At 33.4% G+C, this 19,164-nt stretch carries 22 protein-coding genes and 1 riboswitch; of the genes, 21 read left to right on the plus strand and 1 reads right to left on the minus strand.

From position 1 onward, the window contains the following. Positions 1-49: 49 nt before the first annotated feature. The 9 genes from rpsM (at position 50) to V1T75_RS13590 (ending at position 7,119) form a co-directional block, all read left to right on the plus strand. Complete coding sequence (gene rpsM / locus V1T75_RS13550) at positions 50-415, plus strand: 30S ribosomal protein S13 (protein WP_125068405.1); 366 nt, start codon at positions 50-52, stop codon at positions 413-415. A gap of 33 nt (positions 416-448) precedes the next feature. Beyond that, positions 449-835, plus strand: coding sequence for a 30S ribosomal protein S11 (gene rpsK / locus V1T75_RS13555; protein WP_068703467.1), 387 nt, complete (start codon positions 449-451; stop codon positions 833-835). A 136-nt stretch (positions 836-971) separates the two neighbouring features. After that, on the plus strand, positions 972-1,577 hold the full coding sequence (gene rpsD / locus V1T75_RS13560; protein ID WP_330489044.1) for a 30S ribosomal protein S4: 606 nt from the start codon (positions 972-974) through the stop codon (positions 1,575-1,577). Positions 1,578-1,677: 100 nt separating this feature from the next. Then, entirely contained in the window at positions 1,678-2,670 is a 993-nt protein-coding gene (locus tag V1T75_RS13565; RefSeq protein ID WP_099215313.1) for a DNA-directed RNA polymerase subunit alpha, read from the plus strand. A 62-nt stretch (positions 2,671-2,732) separates the two neighbouring features. Then, positions 2,733-3,209, plus strand: coding sequence for a 50S ribosomal protein L17 (gene rplQ / locus V1T75_RS13570; protein WP_330489045.1), 477 nt, complete (start codon positions 2,733-2,735; stop codon positions 3,207-3,209). Between the two features lie 97 nt (positions 3,210-3,306). After that, positions 3,307-4,416 carry a glutamine-hydrolyzing carbamoyl-phosphate synthase small subunit gene (carA, locus tag V1T75_RS13575; RefSeq protein ID WP_330489046.1) on the plus strand — a complete coding sequence of 370 codons (1,110 nt, stop codon included), beginning with the start codon at positions 3,307-3,309 and terminating at the stop codon, positions 4,414-4,416. A gap of 73 nt (positions 4,417-4,489) precedes the next feature. After that, positions 4,490-5,779, plus strand: coding sequence for a phosphopyruvate hydratase (eno, locus tag V1T75_RS13580; protein ID WP_330489047.1), 1,290 nt, complete (start codon positions 4,490-4,492; stop codon positions 5,777-5,779). A 199-nt stretch (positions 5,780-5,978) separates the two neighbouring features. Beyond that, entirely contained in the window at positions 5,979-6,521 is a 543-nt protein-coding gene (locus tag V1T75_RS13585; RefSeq protein ID WP_330489048.1) for a hypothetical protein, read from the plus strand. A 4-nt stretch (positions 6,522-6,525) separates the two neighbouring features. Further along, on the plus strand, positions 6,526-7,119 hold the full coding sequence (locus V1T75_RS13590; protein WP_330489049.1) for a hypothetical protein: 594 nt from the start codon (positions 6,526-6,528) through the stop codon (positions 7,117-7,119). A gap of 85 nt (positions 7,120-7,204) precedes the next feature. On the opposite strand, the gene V1T75_RS13595 is transcribed toward V1T75_RS13590, so the two are convergent. After that, on the minus strand, positions 7,205-8,059 hold the full coding sequence (locus tag V1T75_RS13595) for a hypothetical protein (protein WP_330489050.1): 855 nt from the start codon (positions 8,057-8,059) through the stop codon (positions 7,205-7,207). A 233-nt stretch (positions 8,060-8,292) separates the two neighbouring features. Between V1T75_RS13595 and V1T75_RS13600 the strand changes: the two genes are divergently transcribed. From V1T75_RS13600 to V1T75_RS13655, 12 genes are all read left to right on the plus strand, one after another. Continuing rightward, on the plus strand, positions 8,293-8,517 hold the full coding sequence (locus V1T75_RS13600) for a hypothetical protein (protein ID WP_330489051.1): 225 nt from the start codon (positions 8,293-8,295) through the stop codon (positions 8,515-8,517). A gap of 588 nt (positions 8,518-9,105) precedes the next feature. Beyond that, complete coding sequence (locus tag V1T75_RS13605) at positions 9,106-10,392, plus strand: citrate synthase (protein WP_330489052.1); 1,287 nt, start codon at positions 9,106-9,108, stop codon at positions 10,390-10,392. A gap of 63 nt (positions 10,393-10,455) precedes the next feature. After that, positions 10,456-11,409 carry an arginase gene (locus V1T75_RS13610; RefSeq protein ID WP_330489053.1) on the plus strand — a complete coding sequence of 318 codons (954 nt, stop codon included), beginning with the start codon at positions 10,456-10,458 and terminating at the stop codon, positions 11,407-11,409. Between the two features lie 92 nt (positions 11,410-11,501). Next, a riboswitch (TPP riboswitch) is annotated at positions 11,502-11,596 on the plus strand. Positions 11,597-11,662: 66 nt separating this feature from the next. Further along, on the plus strand, positions 11,663-11,866 hold the full coding sequence (gene thiS / locus V1T75_RS13615) for a sulfur carrier protein ThiS (protein ID WP_330489054.1): 204 nt from the start codon (positions 11,663-11,665) through the stop codon (positions 11,864-11,866). 47 nt (positions 11,867-11,913) lie between these two features. Next, complete coding sequence (thiC, locus tag V1T75_RS13620; RefSeq protein WP_330489055.1) at positions 11,914-13,773, plus strand: phosphomethylpyrimidine synthase ThiC; 1,860 nt, start codon at positions 11,914-11,916, stop codon at positions 13,771-13,773. Positions 13,774-13,845: 72 nt separating this feature from the next. Further along, positions 13,846-14,445, plus strand: a complete 600-nt coding sequence (locus V1T75_RS13625) for a thiamine phosphate synthase (RefSeq protein ID WP_330489056.1) — start codon at positions 13,846-13,848, stop codon at positions 14,443-14,445. A 219-nt stretch (positions 14,446-14,664) separates the two neighbouring features. Further along, a complete protein-coding gene (locus V1T75_RS13630; protein WP_330489057.1) occupies positions 14,665-15,516 on the plus strand; it encodes a hydroxymethylpyrimidine/phosphomethylpyrimidine kinase in 852 nt (283 codons plus the stop codon). Positions 15,517-15,573: 57 nt separating this feature from the next. Further along, a complete protein-coding gene (locus tag V1T75_RS13635) occupies positions 15,574-15,936 on the plus strand; it encodes a four helix bundle protein (RefSeq protein ID WP_330489058.1) in 363 nt (120 codons plus the stop codon). 76 nt (positions 15,937-16,012) lie between these two features. Further along, positions 16,013-16,660: a thiamine phosphate synthase gene (gene thiE, locus V1T75_RS13640; RefSeq protein ID WP_330489059.1), complete on the plus strand. Its 648-nt coding sequence runs from the start codon at positions 16,013-16,015 to the stop codon at positions 16,658-16,660. A 10-nt stretch (positions 16,661-16,670) separates the two neighbouring features. Continuing rightward, positions 16,671-17,441, plus strand: a complete 771-nt coding sequence (locus V1T75_RS13645) for a thiazole synthase (RefSeq protein ID WP_330489060.1) — start codon at positions 16,671-16,673, stop codon at positions 17,439-17,441. A gap of 42 nt (positions 17,442-17,483) precedes the next feature. Then, positions 17,484-18,653: a 2-iminoacetate synthase ThiH gene (gene thiH / locus V1T75_RS13650; RefSeq protein ID WP_330489061.1), complete on the plus strand. Its 1,170-nt coding sequence runs from the start codon at positions 17,484-17,486 to the stop codon at positions 18,651-18,653. 69 nt (positions 18,654-18,722) lie between these two features. Further along, positions 18,723-19,076, plus strand: a complete 354-nt coding sequence (locus V1T75_RS13655) for a four helix bundle protein (RefSeq protein ID WP_330489062.1) — start codon at positions 18,723-18,725, stop codon at positions 19,074-19,076. Positions 19,077-19,164 lie beyond the last annotated feature (88 nt).

Below are 19,164 nucleotides of genomic sequence, written 5' to 3' on the forward strand. Positions count from 1 at the left end.
ATGTTTAGGATTCTAACAACTAAAAGCTAACAGCTAAAAACTAAATTATATGGCAAGAATCGCAGGTATAGATATTCCAAAGAATAAAAGAGGTGTTATCGCTTTAACTTATATCTTTGGTATAGGAAGAAGTAGAGCTAAAGAGATTTTAGCTGCTGCTAACATAGATGAAAGCATCAAGGTTCAAGACTGGACTGATGATCAAATTGCAGCAATTCGTGAGCAAGTTGGAACTTACACTATTGAAGGTGAGTTACGTTCTGAAGTTCAATTAAGCATCAAACGTTTAATGGATATCGGATGTCAAAGAGGTATTCGTCACAGACTTGGTTTACCATTACGTGGACAAAGAACAAAGAATAACTCTCGTACAAGAAAAGGTAAGAGAAAAACTGTAGCTAACAAGAAAAAATAATCATTGATTATTTTTTACTAATAGTAAAGAATTATGGCAAAGTCTAAAGTAACAAAAAAACGTAAAGTTGTAATAGAATCAGTTGGTGAAGCTCACGTAACTGCATCTTTCAACAATATTATTATTTCTTTAACAAACAAAAAAGGTGACGTTATTTCTTGGTCATCTGCAGGGAAAATGGGTTTCAGAGGTTCTAAAAAGAACACTCCTTATGCAGCTCAGTTAGCCGCAGAAGATTGTGCAAATGTTGCTAAAGAAGCAGGTTTACGTAAAGTAAAGGTGTATGTTAAAGGACCAGGAAACGGTAGAGAATCTGCAATCAGATCTATCCACAACGCTGGTATTGAAGTAACTGAAATTATCGATGTTACTCCAATTCCTCACAACGGATGTCGTCCACCTAAGAGAAGAAGAGTATAAGTTGAATTAATTTTCAACTTATACTTTATTTAGCGTACTTTTGTGCGCAATAAATTAAGTATTTTAACACAGTAGGAACTTAAGATTATCGAAGGAGTACGCCTTAATTCATAATCCCTACTAATTTTAATTAGAAATGGCAAGATATACAGGACCAAAAACTAAGATTGCTCGTAAGTTTGGCGAAGCAATTTTCGGAGACGATAAGAACTTCGAAAAAAGAAATTACCCTCCTGGACAACACGGGGTAGGTAAGAGAAGAGGAAAAAAATCTGAATATGCAATCCAATTAATGGAGAAGCAAAAAGCTAAATATACTTACGGTATTTTAGAGCGTCAGTTCCGTAACCTTTTCAAAAAAGCATCAGCTTCTCAAGGAGTAACAGGTGAAATTTTACTACAATTATGTGAATCTCGTTTAGACAACGTAGTATACCGTTTAGGTGTTGCAAATTCACGTAGAGCTGCACGTCAGTTAGTATCTCACCGTCATATCACTGTAAACGGTGATATCGTTAACATTCCATCTTACAGTTTAAAAGCAGGAGATGTAGTAGCAGTTAGAGAAAAGTCTAAATCTTTAGAAGCTATTGAAAACTCATTAGCAGCTAACAGTAATGTTTACGAGTGGTTAACTTGGAATGCTGATCAAAAATCAGGAACATTTGTAAAAGCTCCAGAAAGATTACAAATTCCTGAAAACATTAAAGAGCAATTAATCGTAGAATTATACTCTAAGTAATAAATTAATCATATTGGTATTTGGCCAAAGGGTTTATTCGTATTTCTTCACACTTATAAACCGCGCAACTAAATAACAATTAAAACGAAGAAAAAACAATATGGCAATTTTAAATTTTCAAAAGCCTGATAAAGTAATTATGATTGAATCTACTGATTTTTCAGGAAGATTCGAATTCAGACCTCTTGAACCAGGTTTTGGATTAACAGTGGGTAATGCTTTACGAAGAGTATTATTATCATCTCTTGAAGGATTTGCTATTACATCATTACGTATCGACGGAGTTGATCATGAGTTTTCAACTATCCAAGGTGTTGTAGAGGATGTAACTGAAATTATCTTAAACTTAAAACAAGTTCGTTTTAAGAAGCAAATTGAAGAATCAGATAGAGAAACAGTTTCTATAGCAATATCAGGACAAGAGCAATTAACAGCTGGTGACTTACAAAAGTTCATCTCAGGTTTTCAAGTACTAAATCCAGATTTAGTTATTTGTAACATGGACAAGTCAGTGACGTTAAATGCTGAAATTACCATTGAAAAAGGTAGAGGTTTTGTACCAGCAGAAGAAAATAAAAGAGCTGGTGCTCCTTTAGGAACAATTTTTACAGATTCTATTTACACTCCAATAAAGAATGTTAAATATGCTGTTGAGAATTTCCGTGTAGAGCAAAAGACCGATTACGAAAAATTAGTTTTCGATATCGATACTGATGGATCTATCAATCCTAAAGATGCCTTAACTGAAGCAGCTAAGATTTTAATCCACCACTTTATGTTATTCTCTGATGAGCGTATCACTTTAGAGGCTGATGAAATCGCACAAACTGAAACATATGATGAAGAATCATTACACATGCGTCAGTTATTAAAGACGAAATTAGTTGATATGGATTTATCTGTTCGTGCTTTAAACTGTTTAAAAGCTGCAGAAGTAGATACGTTAGGAGACTTAGTATCATTCAACAAAAGCGATTTAATGAAGTTCAGAAACTTTGGTAAAAAATCATTAACTGAATTAGATGAGTTAGTGGCTAACAAAGGTTTAAGTTTCGGAATGGATTTAAGCAAATACAAATTAGATAAAGATTAACCTTTCATATTTTGCTCCCCTAAATTAGGGTAGTAGCAAGATGAGAGCTAAAACCAAATGTCATGAGACACGGAAAGAAATTTAATCATTTAGGTAGAAAAACAGCGCATAGAAAAGCGATGTTATCTAACATGGCTTGTTCTTTAATAGAGCACAAGCGAATCAATACTACTGAAGCAAAAGCGAAAGCTTTACGTAAGTTTGTAGAGCCTTTAATTACAAAATCTAAAGACGATACAACGCACAACCGTCGTGTAGTATTTAGTTACTTGCGTAGTAAAGAAGCTGTTACAGAATTATTCAAGGAAATTTCTGTAAAAGTTGCAGACAGACCAGGAGGATACGTTCGTATCATCAAATTAGGAAACCGTCAAGGAGATAACGCTCCAATGGCAATGGTAGAATTAGTTGATTACAACGAGTTATACGATCCAAAAGGAAATAAAGCTAAAAAGAGTACTCGTCGTAGCCGTCGTGGTGGAGCGAAGAAAGCTGAAGCTGCAGCTGTTGAAACTCAAACTTCACAAGAAGAAGAATAAAAATGAGAATTTTTATAAATTATATCAAAGGGATAAACATTTAATGTTTGTCCCTTTTTTTATATATTTTTGCAAACAAATTACACAACACCACTAAATGAAATATCAAACACGTAAAAAAGCATTAGTTTTATTAGCAGATGGAACTATTTTCTACGGTAAATCTATTGGGATAGAAGGAACCGCAACAGGAGAAATTTGTTTTAATACAGGTATGACAGGATATCAAGAAATTTTTACAGATCCTTCTTACTTCGGACAATTAATGGTAGCTACCAACGCTCATATTGGTAATTATGGAGTTAATAATGAAGAAGTAGAATCTGAGGGAATTAAAATTTCAGGCTTAATTTGTCGTAACTTTAGTTTTACACACTCTCGTGTAGATTCAGATGGAAACTTATTCGACTGGTTCGAAAAACACAATTTAGTAGCTATTTCAGATGTTGACACACGTGCGTTAGTATCTTACATTAGAGAAAATGGAGCTATGAATGCTATTATTTCAACTGAAGTAGAGAAAATAGACGAATTAAAGAAGCAATTGGCAAATACTCCTAATATGGAAGGATTAGAATTAGCTTCAAAGGTATCAACTAAAGAACCTTATTTTGTCGGTGATGAAAACGCTCCCATTAAAATATCAGCTTTAGATATTGGTATCAAGAAAAACATTTTAAGAAACTTAGCAAAAAGAGGAGCTTATGTTAAAGTATATCCTTACAATGCTAGTTTCGAGCAAATGAGTGATTTTAATCCAGATGGATATTTTATTTCTAACGGACCTGGAGACCCAGAGCCTCTAGAAGAAGCTCAAAAAACAGCAAAACAAATCATCGAAAAAGATTTACCGTTATTTGGTATTTGTTTAGGACATCAGGTAATAGCACTAGCGAACGGAATTTCTACTTATAAAATGCACAATGGTCACAGAGGAATTAATCATCCTGTGAAGAACTTACTAACAGGTAAGGGAGAAATTACTTCTCAAAACCATGGTTTCGCTATCAATAGAGAAGAAGCAGAAGCGCATCCAGATGTGGAAATAACTCATGTACACTTAAATGATCATACCGTAGCAGGTATTAGAATGAAGTCTAAAAATGTATTCTCTGTTCAGTACCATCCAGAAGCGAGTCCTGGACCGCACGACGCAGAATATTTATTTGACCAGTTTATCGAGAACATCAAAAAAGTAAAAGCATAAATTTCAAAAAAGTATCATAAATAAATTCCCGTGATTGTTACTTCACGGGAATCTATATTAAAAATAAAGAACTATGAGTATTATAATAAACATTCATGCACGTCAAATTTTTGATTCAAGAGGAAATCCAACTGTAGAAGTAGATGTAACTACTGAAAACGGTGTTGTAGGTAGAGCAGCAGTACCTTCTGGTGCTTCTACAGGAGAACACGAAGCTGTTGAATTACGTGATGGAGGTGCTAATTATATGGGGAAAGGTGTGTTAAAAGCGGTTGAAAATGTTAACACAGTTATTGCCCAAGAGTTATTAGGAGTATCTGTATTTGAGCAAAACATGATCGATCAACTGATGATTGATTTAGATGGAACTCCGAACAAATCAGTTTTAGGAGCAAATGCTATTTTAGGAGTTTCTTTAGCAGCAGCAAAAGCAGCAGCTAATGAATTAGGATTACCATTATATCGTTATGTAGGCGGAGTTTCAGCAAACACCTTACCAGTTCCTATGATGAATATCATCAATGGAGGATCGCATTCAGATGCACCAATTGCATTCCAAGAATTTATGGTTATGCCAGTAAAGGCTAAAAATTTTACTGAAGCAATGCAAGTAGGTTCTGAAATTTTTCACAACTTAAAGAAAGTATTGCATGACCGTAACTTATCTACAGCTGTAGGAGATGAAGGAGGTTTTGCTCCAACTTTAGAAGGAACTGAGGATGCAATTGAAACAATTGCTTTAGCAACTAAGAATGCTGGATATAAATTTGGAGAAGAAGTGATGATTGCATTAGATTGTGCTTCTGCCGAATTTTATATAGATGGAAAATATGATTACACAAAGTTTGAAGGAGATAAAGGCGCTGTAAGAACTTCAGAAGAGCAAGCAACTTATTTAGCTGAGTTATGTGAAAAGTATCCTATTATTTCTATTGAAGATGGAATGGATGAGAACGATTGGAATGGATGGAAAATGTTAACAGACAAAGTAGGAAATAAAGTGCAGTTAGTGGGAGATGATTTATTTGTAACCAATGTTGAGCGTTTATCAAAAGGTATTGAAAACGGTATTGCCAATTCAATTTTAATAAAAGTAAATCAAATAGGTACCTTAACAGAAACAATTGCCGCAGTAAACATGGCGCATAATGCAGGATATACTTCTGTAATGAGTCACCGTTCAGGAGAAACCGAAGATAATACCATTGCAGATTTAGCTGTAGCATTAAACTGTGGACAAATCAAAACAGGTTCTGCTTCACGTTCTGATCGTATGGCGAAATACAATCAATTATTACGTATTGAAGAAGAATTAGCAGATGTAGCGTATTATCCACAAGAAAAAGCATTTAAAGTAAAATAAATTATTTTACAAATAAACTTTAAAGCTCGTACTTAAGTACGGGCTTTTTTATTATTGCCATTTTTTTATGTTTTTTTAAAAAAAAGTGAGGTAATGTAGTTTTATCTTGTTTTATTTATGTTTGCCTATGAATTAATTATTAAATAAAAAAGCACGTAGAATTGAAGTTTGTGAATTAAGAGAAAGAGAAGAAAGAATAATGAGGAAAATTGTTTTTACACTATTAATAAGCTTTACAGCTTTGACAGTAAAATGCCAAGAAAAACAAACACAAAGTGTTTGGAGAGTAAATTTCTTAAATCCAGGAGTGGAATATGAAATACCAACAGGAAATACATCTACGCTTTCAATAGGAACAGGAATTGGTTATAGTGTTAGTTATCCACATACAGATCATACAGCAGGCTCTGGGTTTATTACCTCATTTAATCCTTTTTTAGATGTACAGCATAAATGGTTTTATAATTTTGAGAAACGTAAAACCAAAGGTTTAAACACAACTAATAATTCAGGGAACTTTATTTCAGCAAGAGTTTTAACTAGAGGAGCGTCTTTATTTGGTAATTCTAACGGAACTGATGGTTTAGACTTTGCAGTAGGACCTACATGGGGAATTCAACGTAAATATGGTAAAAATTTCCACTTGTTATTTGATATGGGACCTATATACTATTTTGATGTAAATGGTAACGGTTATTATTTTCCATTGATGTTGCAATTGAATTTAGGGTTTGATTTATAGAAATATGAAATATTTATACACATTACTTGTTGCTATTGTAATTACATCTTGCAATTCGGTAAAATATACTCATTCTGGAGATGTAAATTCACGATTAGATTTCAGAAAAGGAAAGTGGTTGTTAAATGATGTTACCTCTTTTAAAAACACTAGAAAAGATGGTTTAACTGAAGTGGCAAATGAACGATTTTCTGAGCTTATAGGGAATAGACTTTTGGTAGTTAGTAACACGAAAGGAATATTAATTCCCAGTAATATCTCAACTAGTCTTGATAAATCTATTTTACAAGATATAAAAAAAAGCACAGGTTATGATTACTTTATTGATATTAGAACTAAAAATATATCCGATGAAGTAGGTGTTTTAGGAACAGGAAGTTCTCAAACTGATCTTTCAAAAAACATTGGTGAGGTAACACTTAGTATCTACGATTTAAACATGTTTGAAATAATATACAGTCAAACAGTAGTTGGCAAATTAGTTGTTTCTGAAAGGGATAATGATTATGCGCTTTCTAAAAATTCAACCCTTATTATTCATAGTGCTTTAAAAAGAATTATGAAGAAAATCAAGAAAAACCAAATCAAGGTTAAGTAATATAAAAATAAAAAAACAAAGGCTGTCTTAACATATAAGGGACAGCCTTTGAAATCAAATTCAATTCGTTTGTTTTAGTTGTTTATTAATTTAAGTTTACGAATTCTTCTTCAGAAATTTCTCCCGTGTAAATTTTATGTAATTCTTCTAAATGAGCTACAATATTTTCATGCTGACTTTGTTCTATAGACGCAGGTTTTTTTAATTCTGATTTTAACCTACCCCCAACAACATAATAGTCATAGTAGTAAAAGAAATTGCTGTCAAAATTTCTATTAGAGTAAGTTCCGTTGTCTCCTAATAAATATCCTAATCTAAAAGCAGATCTTCTTTGAGAAGCAGTACCGTGAGAGCTTCCATTAGGTCCAGCTAATGTTTGTGAAAAATTATAAGCAGCAGCAGCAGTATTCCAGTTACTTGTATAAGTTCTTCGGATAAAATAACCTCCAAATCCATCAGCTTCTAATTCAGTAGCACTAACGTGATTACCACTAGGTATAGTATTGTCTCTAAACTGTACCTGATGTCCCATTTCATGCGCCGCAACATAGGCAATGGCAGCATTACCATAGCTTAAAGCACTTGCTAATAATTCTTCTCCCCATACGATGTAGCCATTATAGTAAGATAGTGCATTAAATGTTCCGTCTCCACCTGCTAAATATAAAGGAACATTCCCCATACCAAAAAAATTAGCAGCACTGTTGTGTTGTGTTTTTAAAAAGTTAGTAGTAGACTGGTTAACAATGTATTCAGCCCAATAAGAGTTCGGGCCAAAACCATCAACTGTGTAATGGTCAGCGTTGTTAACATCTAACATATTTGGTGAACTGATACCTGTAGGTGCATTATCATTTGTAAGATTACTTTCTTCTTGTGTACACTGTACAGTAAGAAAGGATATGCATAATAAGGCAATAATAAATTTAAAATTTTTCATTGTGAAAGGTTTTGTGAATTGAATTAATTTTTTTGAAAAATAGGTATAGATGTTTGATTGATAAAAAAATAACAAAAATTTAACATTTTTTATCGCAATGTTATTTTTTTTGTAAAAAGCCTTAGAGTGATGTTTTTATTGATTTAGAGGCTGTGTATTAGCATAAGTTTTCTGGTTGGATGTGGGTACTATTTTTGTTAGTTAGAAAATAAAAAATTAAACAGTTATAGGCTATGAAAAGAAGAACAACCATATTTATTATATTATTCTTTACAGTTTACCTTTCAAAGGCTCAAATAAGTATTGATGATGCGGTACAAACAGGTAAAGAAATTTCTAAAGGAAAAAAGACCCCAACTGAGTTAGCTCTTAAGCTTATTCAAACTGTTGAATTTGGATCTTCCCTTCCAAGTGAAATCCAATACTATTTTAGTACAGACGAATATTTTTCGGCTTAAGAAATCAAACGACGTTTGTCTTTCGAACTCTTTTATAATATATAAATTACCCTATTCTAAGAAAATTAACTTTAGGGGCAGTGGTAGGGATACAACACCAATCATAACAAAGCATCATCACAGGGCTAAAGCAAGGAGCAACGTTACGTTATTATTTTAGAAATAATGAAAGTGTTAATATATAGGTTATGACCACGAGAAGTATAGGTGTTTCAAACAATATAAAAATAAAAGAGGAGAAGGGAATATAAGGTGGGAATACAATTTTCCATCATAGAATTAGAAGATTTTGACGATTTTAGAGTTGTCTTTAATGTTTTTGGGGTCATGATTCTTATGCTATTGAACAGCCTATTTTAGGAAATGAAACACCAAATAATATGGTTTTCCGCTCAGTCTATGGTTTAGCAATAGGTTTGCAATTTTTAATTGTTTTTTATATAAGTAAAGTAGCTAATTTTTAAAAGGATTTTAAATAAGAAATTATTATTTTTTTATATTAAAAATCTATCCATTTGCTCTTTTAAAATAATCCAAAAAATGGTATCTTCGCAACTCACTTCAATCATAAAAAATTATAGTTAAAAAATGTCAGATATAGCAAAATTACAAATTGGCGAAAATACGTATGAGTTTCCTTTAGTAAAGGGAACAGAAAATGAAACTGCAATTGATATAAAAGCCTTAAGAGGAGTCACGGATGGAGTTATAACCATAGATCCAGGATATAAGAATACAGGTTCATGCCAAAGTGCTATAACATTTTTGAATGGAGAAGAAGGAATTTTAAGATATCGAGGGTACTCAATTGAAGAATTAGCAGAAAAAGCAGACTTTTTAGAAGTTGCTTATGCTTTAATCTTTGGAGAATTACCAACTAAGGAACAATTAGAAAAGTTTTATGGAGACATCTTAGATGAAGCTATTGTTGATGATGACATCAAAAAAATAATTGATGCATTTCCAAAGAACGCACATCCAATGGGAGTGTTATCATCACTAACATCTGCATTAACCGCATTTAATCCATCTTCTGTAAACGTTGACTCAGAAGAAGACATGTACAAAGCGATTGTTAAAATTATGGGGAAATTCCCGGTATTAGTAGCTTGGACTTTACGTAAGAAACAAGGATTACCACTAAACTATGGATCTCGTAAGTTAGGTTATGTAGAAAACATTTTAACAATGATGTTTCAGAAGCCCAATGATGAGTACGAGTTAAATCCAATCGTAAAGAATGCGCTAGATAAATTGTTAATTTTACATGCAGATCACGAACAAAACTGTTCTACATCTACAGTACGTATTGTAGGATCTTCTCATGCAGGCTTATTCGCATCATTATCAGCAGGTATTTCAGCTTTATGGGGGCCTTTACATGGAGGAGCAAACCAAGCAGTATTGGAAATGTTAGAAGCAATTAAAGAAGATGGAGGAGATACAAAAAAATACATGGCGAAAGCTAAAGATAAAAACGATCCTTTCCGTTTAATGGGATTCGGACACCGTGTATATAAAAACTTCGATCCAAGAGCAAGAATCATTAAAAAAGCTGCTGATGAAGTGCTAAATGACTTAGGAGTTCAGGATCCAATCTTAGAGATAGCAAAAGGATTAGAACAGGAAGCGTTAAATGATCCATATTTTGTTGAAAGAAAGTTATATCCAAACGTAGATTTCTATTCAGGTATTATATACAGAGCTATGGGAATCCCTGTAGAAATGTTTACAGTGATGTTTGCTTTAGGACGTTTACCAGGTTGGATAGCACAATGGAGAGAAATGCGTTTAAACAAAGAACCAATTGGTCGTCCACGTCAAGTTTATGTTGGAGAGAATTTAAGGGAATTCGTTGAATTAGACAAGAGATAAACTATTTAAAAAGTGTCATTTAAAACAATTAAATGACATTTTTTTTATGTAAAATAACTGATGATGAAAGAAATTAAAATTATCAAAAACAGGTCAGATATTGGAGCAGGTACTCGGGGTTCTGATATGGGAGTTGACGCTATTGAGATAGCAGCAATTAATAAAAAAAGTAATTACTTTGACTCTTTTGATTTTGAAGATGTGATTACAGAAAATGAATCTATTTATAACAAAGTAAATAATTCATTCGCTAAACGAATAGATAGTGTTTTTAATCAATGTAAACGTTTAAGCAATCATGTAAAAGTAAATTTACAAGAAGGAAAATTCCCAATAGTTTTATCGGGTGATCATTCTTCTGCATTAGGCACAATTAGTGGTGTAAAAGCAGCGTACCCAACCCAAAGAGTGGGGGTGGTATGGATAGATGCTCATGGAGATTTACACTCACCTTATACGTCACCATCCGGAAATATTCACGGGATGCCATTAGCTGCCGCTATTGCAGATGATAATTTAGATTGTCAAATTAACGACGTTGATAGAGAAACATCTGAATTGTGGGAGCGTATGAAAAACATAGGCGCTCTTGGACAAAAAGTAACACCTCAAGATATTGTATTCTTTGGAGTTCGTGACACAGAAGAGCCAGAAAACAAACAAATGGAGAAATATGGGATTAAAAACTATAGGGTTGCAGAGGTTCGTTACCGCGGATTAGAGGTTTGTGTAAATGAAGCTTTAGATAAACTAGCTGATTGCGATGTAATTTATGTGTCGTTTGACGTTGATGCAATGGATTGCGATATGATTTCTTATGGAACAGGTACTCCTGTACCAAAAGGATTTGATCAACATGAAATCATTGATATAATTAACGGATTGTTGGCAAGTAATAAAGTAGCTTGTGTAGAGTTTGTTGAAGTAAATCCGTTATTAGATTTGAAAGGAAATAAAATGGCTGAAACCGCCTTTGAAGTACTTGAAGAAGTAACCAAAAAAGTTGTAACCTTATAGGGTTAAAAAATAAACAAAAAAGCGAACTAATTAGTTCGCTTTTTTGTTTTTATAGAGATCGTTTAGAAAAAATAAACACTTATATTTGTTGCAGTAAACTTTAGGAGTAGCTAGTTCACTAGTTTGAGAAATATCCTTTGAACCTGATATGGTTAACACCAGCGTAGGGAAAAGTTGTAAAATCTTATTTAGGTATTGTTTAGTATAAAACAATTCTGAATTTCTTCTACAGTTTACTTTAAATAGGTTAATTATGATAACAATAAAAGTAAACGAAAACCCACAAGAATTTCCAAGCTCATTAACGTTACAAGAATTGGTAGAAAAATTACAAATTCAAACGAATGGAATAGCCATTGCTGTTAATAGTAGTGTGGTTAAAAAATCAGATTGGTCTTCAAAACTCCTCCAAAATAATGACGCTATCTTAATCATTACATCTACACAAGGAGGATAATATGTTCAGCAAACAAAATTATACAGCAATAAACAAGCAACCCTAAAATGAAGAAAAAAGATACGGCACCCAAACACGATGGTGTAACAAGACAACCGTTCCCGAACTCAAAAAAAATATATGTTCAAGGAAACATTCATCCACAGATAAAAGTAGCCATGCGCGAAATCGAATTGAGTGATACGGTGGATTCGATGACTAAAAAAAGAACTCCCAATGAGCCAATTACGGTATATGATACTTCAGGTCCCTATACAGATCCAACAAAAGAAATTAATATTCATAATGGATTAGAACGCATTCGTGAACAATGGATTTTAGAGAGAGCAGATGTGGATGAGTTAAATGAATTTACTTCTGATTATTGTAATGAGCGATTGAATGATAAAAGTCTAGATCATTTGCGATTTAACTTAAAGCATAAACCTAAGCGAGCAAAAAAAGGACACAATGTAACACAGTTACATTACGCAAAAAAAGGAATCATTACTCCAGAAATGGAATACATTGCCATTCGTGAAAATCAACGAATAGATGAAATGACACGCTTATCAAAACAACATCCAGGGCAAGATTTTGGAGCGAGTATTCCAGCAAAAATAACTCCTGAGTTTGTAAGAGAAGAAGTTGCTAGAGGACGCGCGGTAATTCCTTCAAATATCAACCACCCAGAAGCTGAACCTATGATTTTAGGACGTAATTTCTTGGTGAAGATTAATGCGAATATTGGAAACTCAGCCACCACCTCATCCATAGAAGAAGAAGTAGAAAAAGCAGTTTGGGCATGCCGTTGGGGAGCAGATAATATCATGGATTTATCTACAGGAAAAAATATACATGAAACTCGTGAGTGGATTATCCGTAACTCACCAGTACCAGTAGGAACTGTACCTATTTATCAAGCTTTAGAAAAGGTAAACGGAATAGCTGAAAACTTGACTTGGGAAATTTTTAGAGATACTTTAATTGAACAAGCTGAGCAAGGAGTAGATTACTTTACAATTCATGCAGGAGTTCGTTTGCGTTATGTACCTATGACGGCAAAACGTATCACCGGAATTGTATCTAGAGGAGGATCTATTATGGCAAAATGGTGTTTAGCGCATCATAAAGAGAGCTTTTTATATACTCATTTCGAAGAGATTTGTGAAATTATGAAGGCCTATGATGTTGCTTTTTCGTTAGGAGATGGTTTACGTCCAGGTTGTATCGCTGATGCGAATGATGAAGCTCAATTTGCTGAATTAGAAACTTTGGGGGAACTAACCAAAATAGCACGTAAACATGAAGTACAGTGTTTCATTGAAGGTCCTGGTCACGTACCAATGCACATGATTAAAGCAAATATGGATAAACAATTGGAAGCGTGTGATGAAGCTCCGTTTTATACTTTAGGGCCTTTAACCACGGATATTGCTCCAGGATATGATCATATTACTTCAGGAATTGGAGCAGCTATGATTGGATGGTTTGGTTGCGCTATGTTGTGTTATGTAACACCTAAGGAACATTTAGGATTACCCAATAAAGAAGATGTACGTACAGGAGTGGTTACTTATAAATTAGCAGCGCATGCAGCTGATTTAGCAAAAGGACACCCAGGAGCACAACACAGAGATGATGCGTTGAGTAAGGCACGTTTTGAGTTTCGTTGGGAAGATCAATTTAACTTAGGATTAGATCCAGAATTAGCAAGAGAGTATCACGATGAAACATTGCCTGCAGAAGGAGCTAAAATAGCACACTTTTGTTCGATGTGTGGGCCAAAGTTCTGTTCTATGAAAATATCTCAGGAAGTACGTGATTTTGCAGCTGAAAATAAAGTAGAAGGAGATGAGGTGTTTGCAAAAGGAATGGAGGAGAAATCCAAAGAATTTAAAGACAAAGGTTCAGAAGTTTATCTATAAATAAAATAAATGAGTAGGAATTAGAATAGTACTATTTCTAATTCCTAACTCCTTTAACCTAATCCCTAATATATGATTATTCTCATAGCTCCAGAAAAAGACATTCCGAATGAAATTGAAATCCTACATCAATTATTTGAAGAAGGATTGGACTATTATCATTTCAGAAAACCAGACAAGAATTACGAAGAGCATGTAGCTTATTTGAATCAGATAGATGAAAAGTATCATGACAGAATAGTTACACATTATTTTCATGAACTCATTAACGAATTCAACTTAAAAGGAATTCATTTTCAAGAGCAAAAAAGAATTGATGCTTTAGAGAATGGAAGTGAATATTTTATTGGTTTAAATATGATGGGAAAAACGATGAGTAGTTCTTTTCACGAACCTTCAGTCTTAGCGAATTGCGATATTGAATTTGATTATCATTTACTGAGTCCGGTGTTTTCATCCATTTCAAAGAAAGATTACGAAGGAAGAGGTTTTGATGTAAATCATATAGATAAAACGATTATAGGTATGGGAGGAATCAATACCGATACCATTGAAAAAACGTTAGCATTAGGTTTTCAAGGAATAGGAGTTTTAGGTGGAGTTTGGAATGCAGAAAATCCAGTTGAAAGTTTTAAAAATATCAAACGTCATTATGAAAAATTCACAAAATAGTCTTTTGATTAAAGTAAATAAAGTCAATTGAATTAGAAAAGTCATAGTCAAATCAAGTCATTAAAATCCACTACAAGAAGTGTTAAAAATGAAAAGCTGTTTGAATGGAGTGAGTTCTTTTCATTTAACTTAAAGGATGAACTTTTATAAGCGAAGAGGAGGCAAGACTAGATTTTTTTGTTTCTTTTTTCATCAATGGAAAAAAGAGAGTATAGAAACATGAAACAAAAACAATACATACTAACCATTGCAGGTTTTGATCCATCAAGTGGAGCAGGATTGACTTCGGATATTAAAACTTTTGAAGCACATGGTTTATATGGATTATCGGTATGTACAGCTGTTACAGTTCAAAATGATATTGATTTTAAAGACTGTGTTTGGATTGATAAAGAAACCATCATCAATCAAATAGAAACCTTATTTGAACGCTTTGAAATATCAGTAGTAAAAATAGGAATCATTCAATCTTGGAGTATCTTACTAGAAGTTATTCAAACACTAAAAAAATACAATTCATCCATAAACATAGTGTTGGATCCTGTTTTAAAAGCCAGTGCTGGGTTTGATTTTCATTCCGAAGAGGATATGGAGGTGTTTGAAAAAGTATTGCAACACTGTGATTTTATCACTCCCAATTATGAGGAAATTAATGGGTTGTTTCCTAATAAATCAATAGAAGAAACGATTGAGTTTCTTTCAGAAAGAACCAACATTTACTTAAAAGGTGGACATAGAGAAGATAAAAGGGGATGGGATGAAGTATATTATTACCAACAGCTAGAGGGGAATTCAGAAATAAAATTAAAAGGAACAAACAATGGAGATTATAATATTAACATTAGAGAATTAAAAACTCACTTAGTGAGTAAGATAGTACAGCTGAATATTCCACCGAAAGCTATAACTGTTTTTGAAAAGCATGGAAGCGGTTGCGTGTTGTCTTCTGCTTTAGCGTCAAACATAGCCAAACAACTTCCTATTGAAGATGCATGTATAAATGCCAAATGGTATACAGAACAATTTTTAAACTCTAATAAAACGCTCTTAGGAGAGCACTCTTATAAGTAATTAAAGTATTTAAAAGTAAAGAGTTTGAGCAGAAATGATACCATAAAAAATAAGTATATGAAAAAAACAACATCATTCGAAGATTTACTAGTTTGGCAAAAAGGACACCAGTTTGTGTTGGAAGTGTATAAGATGTCTAAGCAATTTCCAAAAGAAGAGTTGTATGGTTTAACATCACAATATAGAAGAGCAGCAATATCAATAACAACAAATAGTACAGAAGGCTATAAAAGAATTAACAATAAAGAAAAGTTACGGTTTTACAATATAGCACAAGCATCACTAGAAGAATGTCGTTACTTCTTAATTTTATCTAAAGATTTAGGATATATAAAAAGTATTACCAAAGAAAAAGAACTAATAGAGGAAGTACGTAAAATGTTGAATGCGTATTGTAGGAGTATCCTTAATAAATTTTAATACTTAACTCCTTAACTCCTTAACTCCTTAACTCCTTAATTCCTTAACTCCTATTAATACACTAACTACAAAAAAAATGATAAGTAAACTACACTATATAACTCAAGGAAAAACTCCAGAAGAGCATTTAGAAAATATTCAAAGAGCTTGTGCTTCTGGGGCAGAATGGGTGCAACTTAGATTAAAGAACCTAGACCCGAAAACAATTTTAGAAACAGCACAAAAAGCTAGGGAAATTACCAGCCATTTTCAGACAAGGTTGATTATAAATGATTATTACAAAGTAGCAAAAGAAGTCAATGCAGATGGGGTTCATTTAGGTAAAACAGATACGTGTCCTATAAAAGCTCGTGAGTATTTAGGTAAATGGTTTACTGTTGGAGGTACTGCTAATACTTTAGAAGATTGTAAAATTCTACTAGAGAAAAAAGTAGATTATATTGGTTTAGGTCCTTATCAGTTTACTGAAACTAAAAAGAATTTAAGTCCAGTTTTAGGAACTGCTGGTTATCAAGTAATCTTAGAAGCGTTAAATACAACTACTCCCATCATAGCTATTGGGGGAATTACTATAGAAAATGTACCTGATATTATTAATACAGGAGTCTATGGAGTCGCTGTTTCAGGAGCAATTACACAAAATTTCAACTCGATTCCTGCATTTCACAAAATTTTAAAAGCACCAAGTATTAACGAACAAGTGTACAAAATAGGAGCACAATAAATCAGTAACAATGAATACCAACTTAACAATAGCCGATAAAACATTTACCTCACGATTATTTACAGGAACAGGAAAATTCAGTTCCTCACAATTAATGAAAGAAGCTTTGTTAGCTTCAGAAAGTGAACTGATAACAGTAGCTTTAAAAAGAGTAGATGTTCAAAATGAAGAAGATGATATTTTATCACACTTAAGTCATTCAAGAATCAATTTATTACCAAATACATCAGGAGTTCGTACAGCAAAAGAGGCGGTTTTTGCAGCAGAATTGTCTAGAGAAGCTTTGGAAACGAATTGGGTAAAATTAGAAATACATCCAGATCCAAGGTATTTATTACCGGACCCTATTGAAACCTTAAAAGCGGCTGAAGAGCTAGTAAAAAAGGGATTTGTAGTGATGCCGTATATTCATGCAGATCCGGTTTTATGTAAACGATTAGAAGAAGTAGGAACCCAATGTGTAATGCCTTTAGGAGCACCTATTGGAAGTAATAAAGGATTGAAAACCTTAGAGTTTTTAGAAATCATTATAGAACAATCTACTATTCCAGTAGTGGTAGATGCTGGTATTGGAGCCCCTTCTCATGCAGCCTATGCTATGGAATTAGGAGCCGATGCTGTTTTGGTAAACACAGCTATTGCAGTATCACAAAATCCAGTAGCCATGGCGCAAGCCTTTAAAATGGCTGTAGAAGCAGGAAGAATGGCCTATGAAGCAAAACTAGCTCCTGTAAGAAAACAAGCGGAAGCAAGTAGTCCGTTAACAAGTTTTTTAAATTAAAGCTGTTGGCTTTTAGTCATTAGCTTATTTTAAGTTAATACCATGTTAGTAAACAAACCAAGTAATATTCAGAAGCCAAGAGCCAAGAGTCAGGAGCTAAAACCCAATAGCTTTAAAGAAATATTCAACCAATACAATTGGGATGAAACGTTGCAAAGCATTTTTAATAAAACAGCTATTGATGTAGAAAGCGCTTTATCAAAGGATAAACTCGATTTAGAAGGTTTCAAAGCGTTGATATCTCCTGCAGCAAAACCGTTTTTAGAGCAAATGGCACAAAGAAGTCGTTTGTTGACTAAAAAGCGATTTGGAAATACCATACAAATGTATGCTCCGATGTATTTAAGTAACGAATGCCAAAATATATGTACGTATTGCGGATTCAGTTTTACAAACAAAATTCCGAGGAGGACCTTAACCGATGCTGAAATATTGAAAGAAGTTGCTTTTTTAAAAGCGAAAGGATACGATCATATTTTGTTAGTAACTGGAGAAGCCAATCAAACAGTGGGAGTGGATTATATTAAAAATGCGATTCAGCTCATTCGTTCTCAATTTTCAAATATTACGATTGAAGTACAACCGTTAGATCAAAATGAATATGAATTGTTAATCGAAAACGGATTGTACGCAGTGTTGGTATATCAAGAAACGTATCATCAAGAAGAATATAAAAAACACCATCCGAAGGGAAAAAAATCGAATTTTGAGTATCGTTTAGAAACGCCTGACAGGTTAGGAAAAGCAGGAATTCATAAAATAGGTTTAGGGGCTTTATTTGGACTGGAAGATTGGCGAGCTGATAGCTTTTTTACCGCATTGCACTTAAAATACTTACAGAAGACTTATTGGAAAACGAAGTATTCTATTTCATTTCCAAGACTAAGACCACATTCAGGAGGATTAGAACCCAAGGTTGAAATGACGGATGCCGATTTGGTACAATTAATCTGTGCATTCAGAATATTAGATGAAGATGTAGAGCTGTCAATGTCTACCCGAGAAAGCGAAGTTTTTCGAAATAATATTGTTAATTTAGGGGCAACCTCCATCAGTGCAGAATCAAAGACAAACCCAGGAGGGTATAGTGTTGAACCACAATCGTTAGAGCAATTTGAAATTTCAGACGAACGAAGTACAGAAGCAATTGTAGCAATGCTAAAAGGTCAAGGATTAGAAGTAGTTTGGAAAGATTGGGAGCAGTTTGGGTAGACTGGCTTTTAGCTGTTAGTGCTTGATTTTTGAGATAATGATTAAGATTAAAAAACAAATAAAAAAGCTATGAGAAATTATCGAAAGTTTGAAGTGTGGAAAAAATCACATGAGCTAGCATTAAAAGTGTATAAATTAACTAAAGGCTTTCCTAAAGAAGAAATATATGGAATAACCTCACAATTAAGAAGAGCTTCATTATCAGTCCCAACGAATATTGTTGAAGGAGTTAGTAGAAATACAGAAAAAGAATTTGCTCATTTTGTTAATATAGCATCAGGTTCATCAACTGAGGTTGAGTATCTTCTAGAATTTGCAAGTGAATTGAATTATTTGTCGTACAAAGATCATGAAAACTTGAATAAAGAAATAGTTTCGGTAAGAAAAATGTTAAATGTCTTGTACAGAAAACTGAAAAAATAATATTAAAAGCCAAAAGCCAAAAGCCAAAAGCCAAAAGCCAAAAGCCAAAAGCCAAAAGCCAAAAGCCAAAAGCCAAAAGCCAAAAGCC

This window comes from Tenacibaculum sp. FZY0031, assembly GCF_036350695.1.
GTDB lineage: Bacteria > Bacteroidota > Bacteroidia > Flavobacteriales > Flavobacteriaceae > Polaribacter.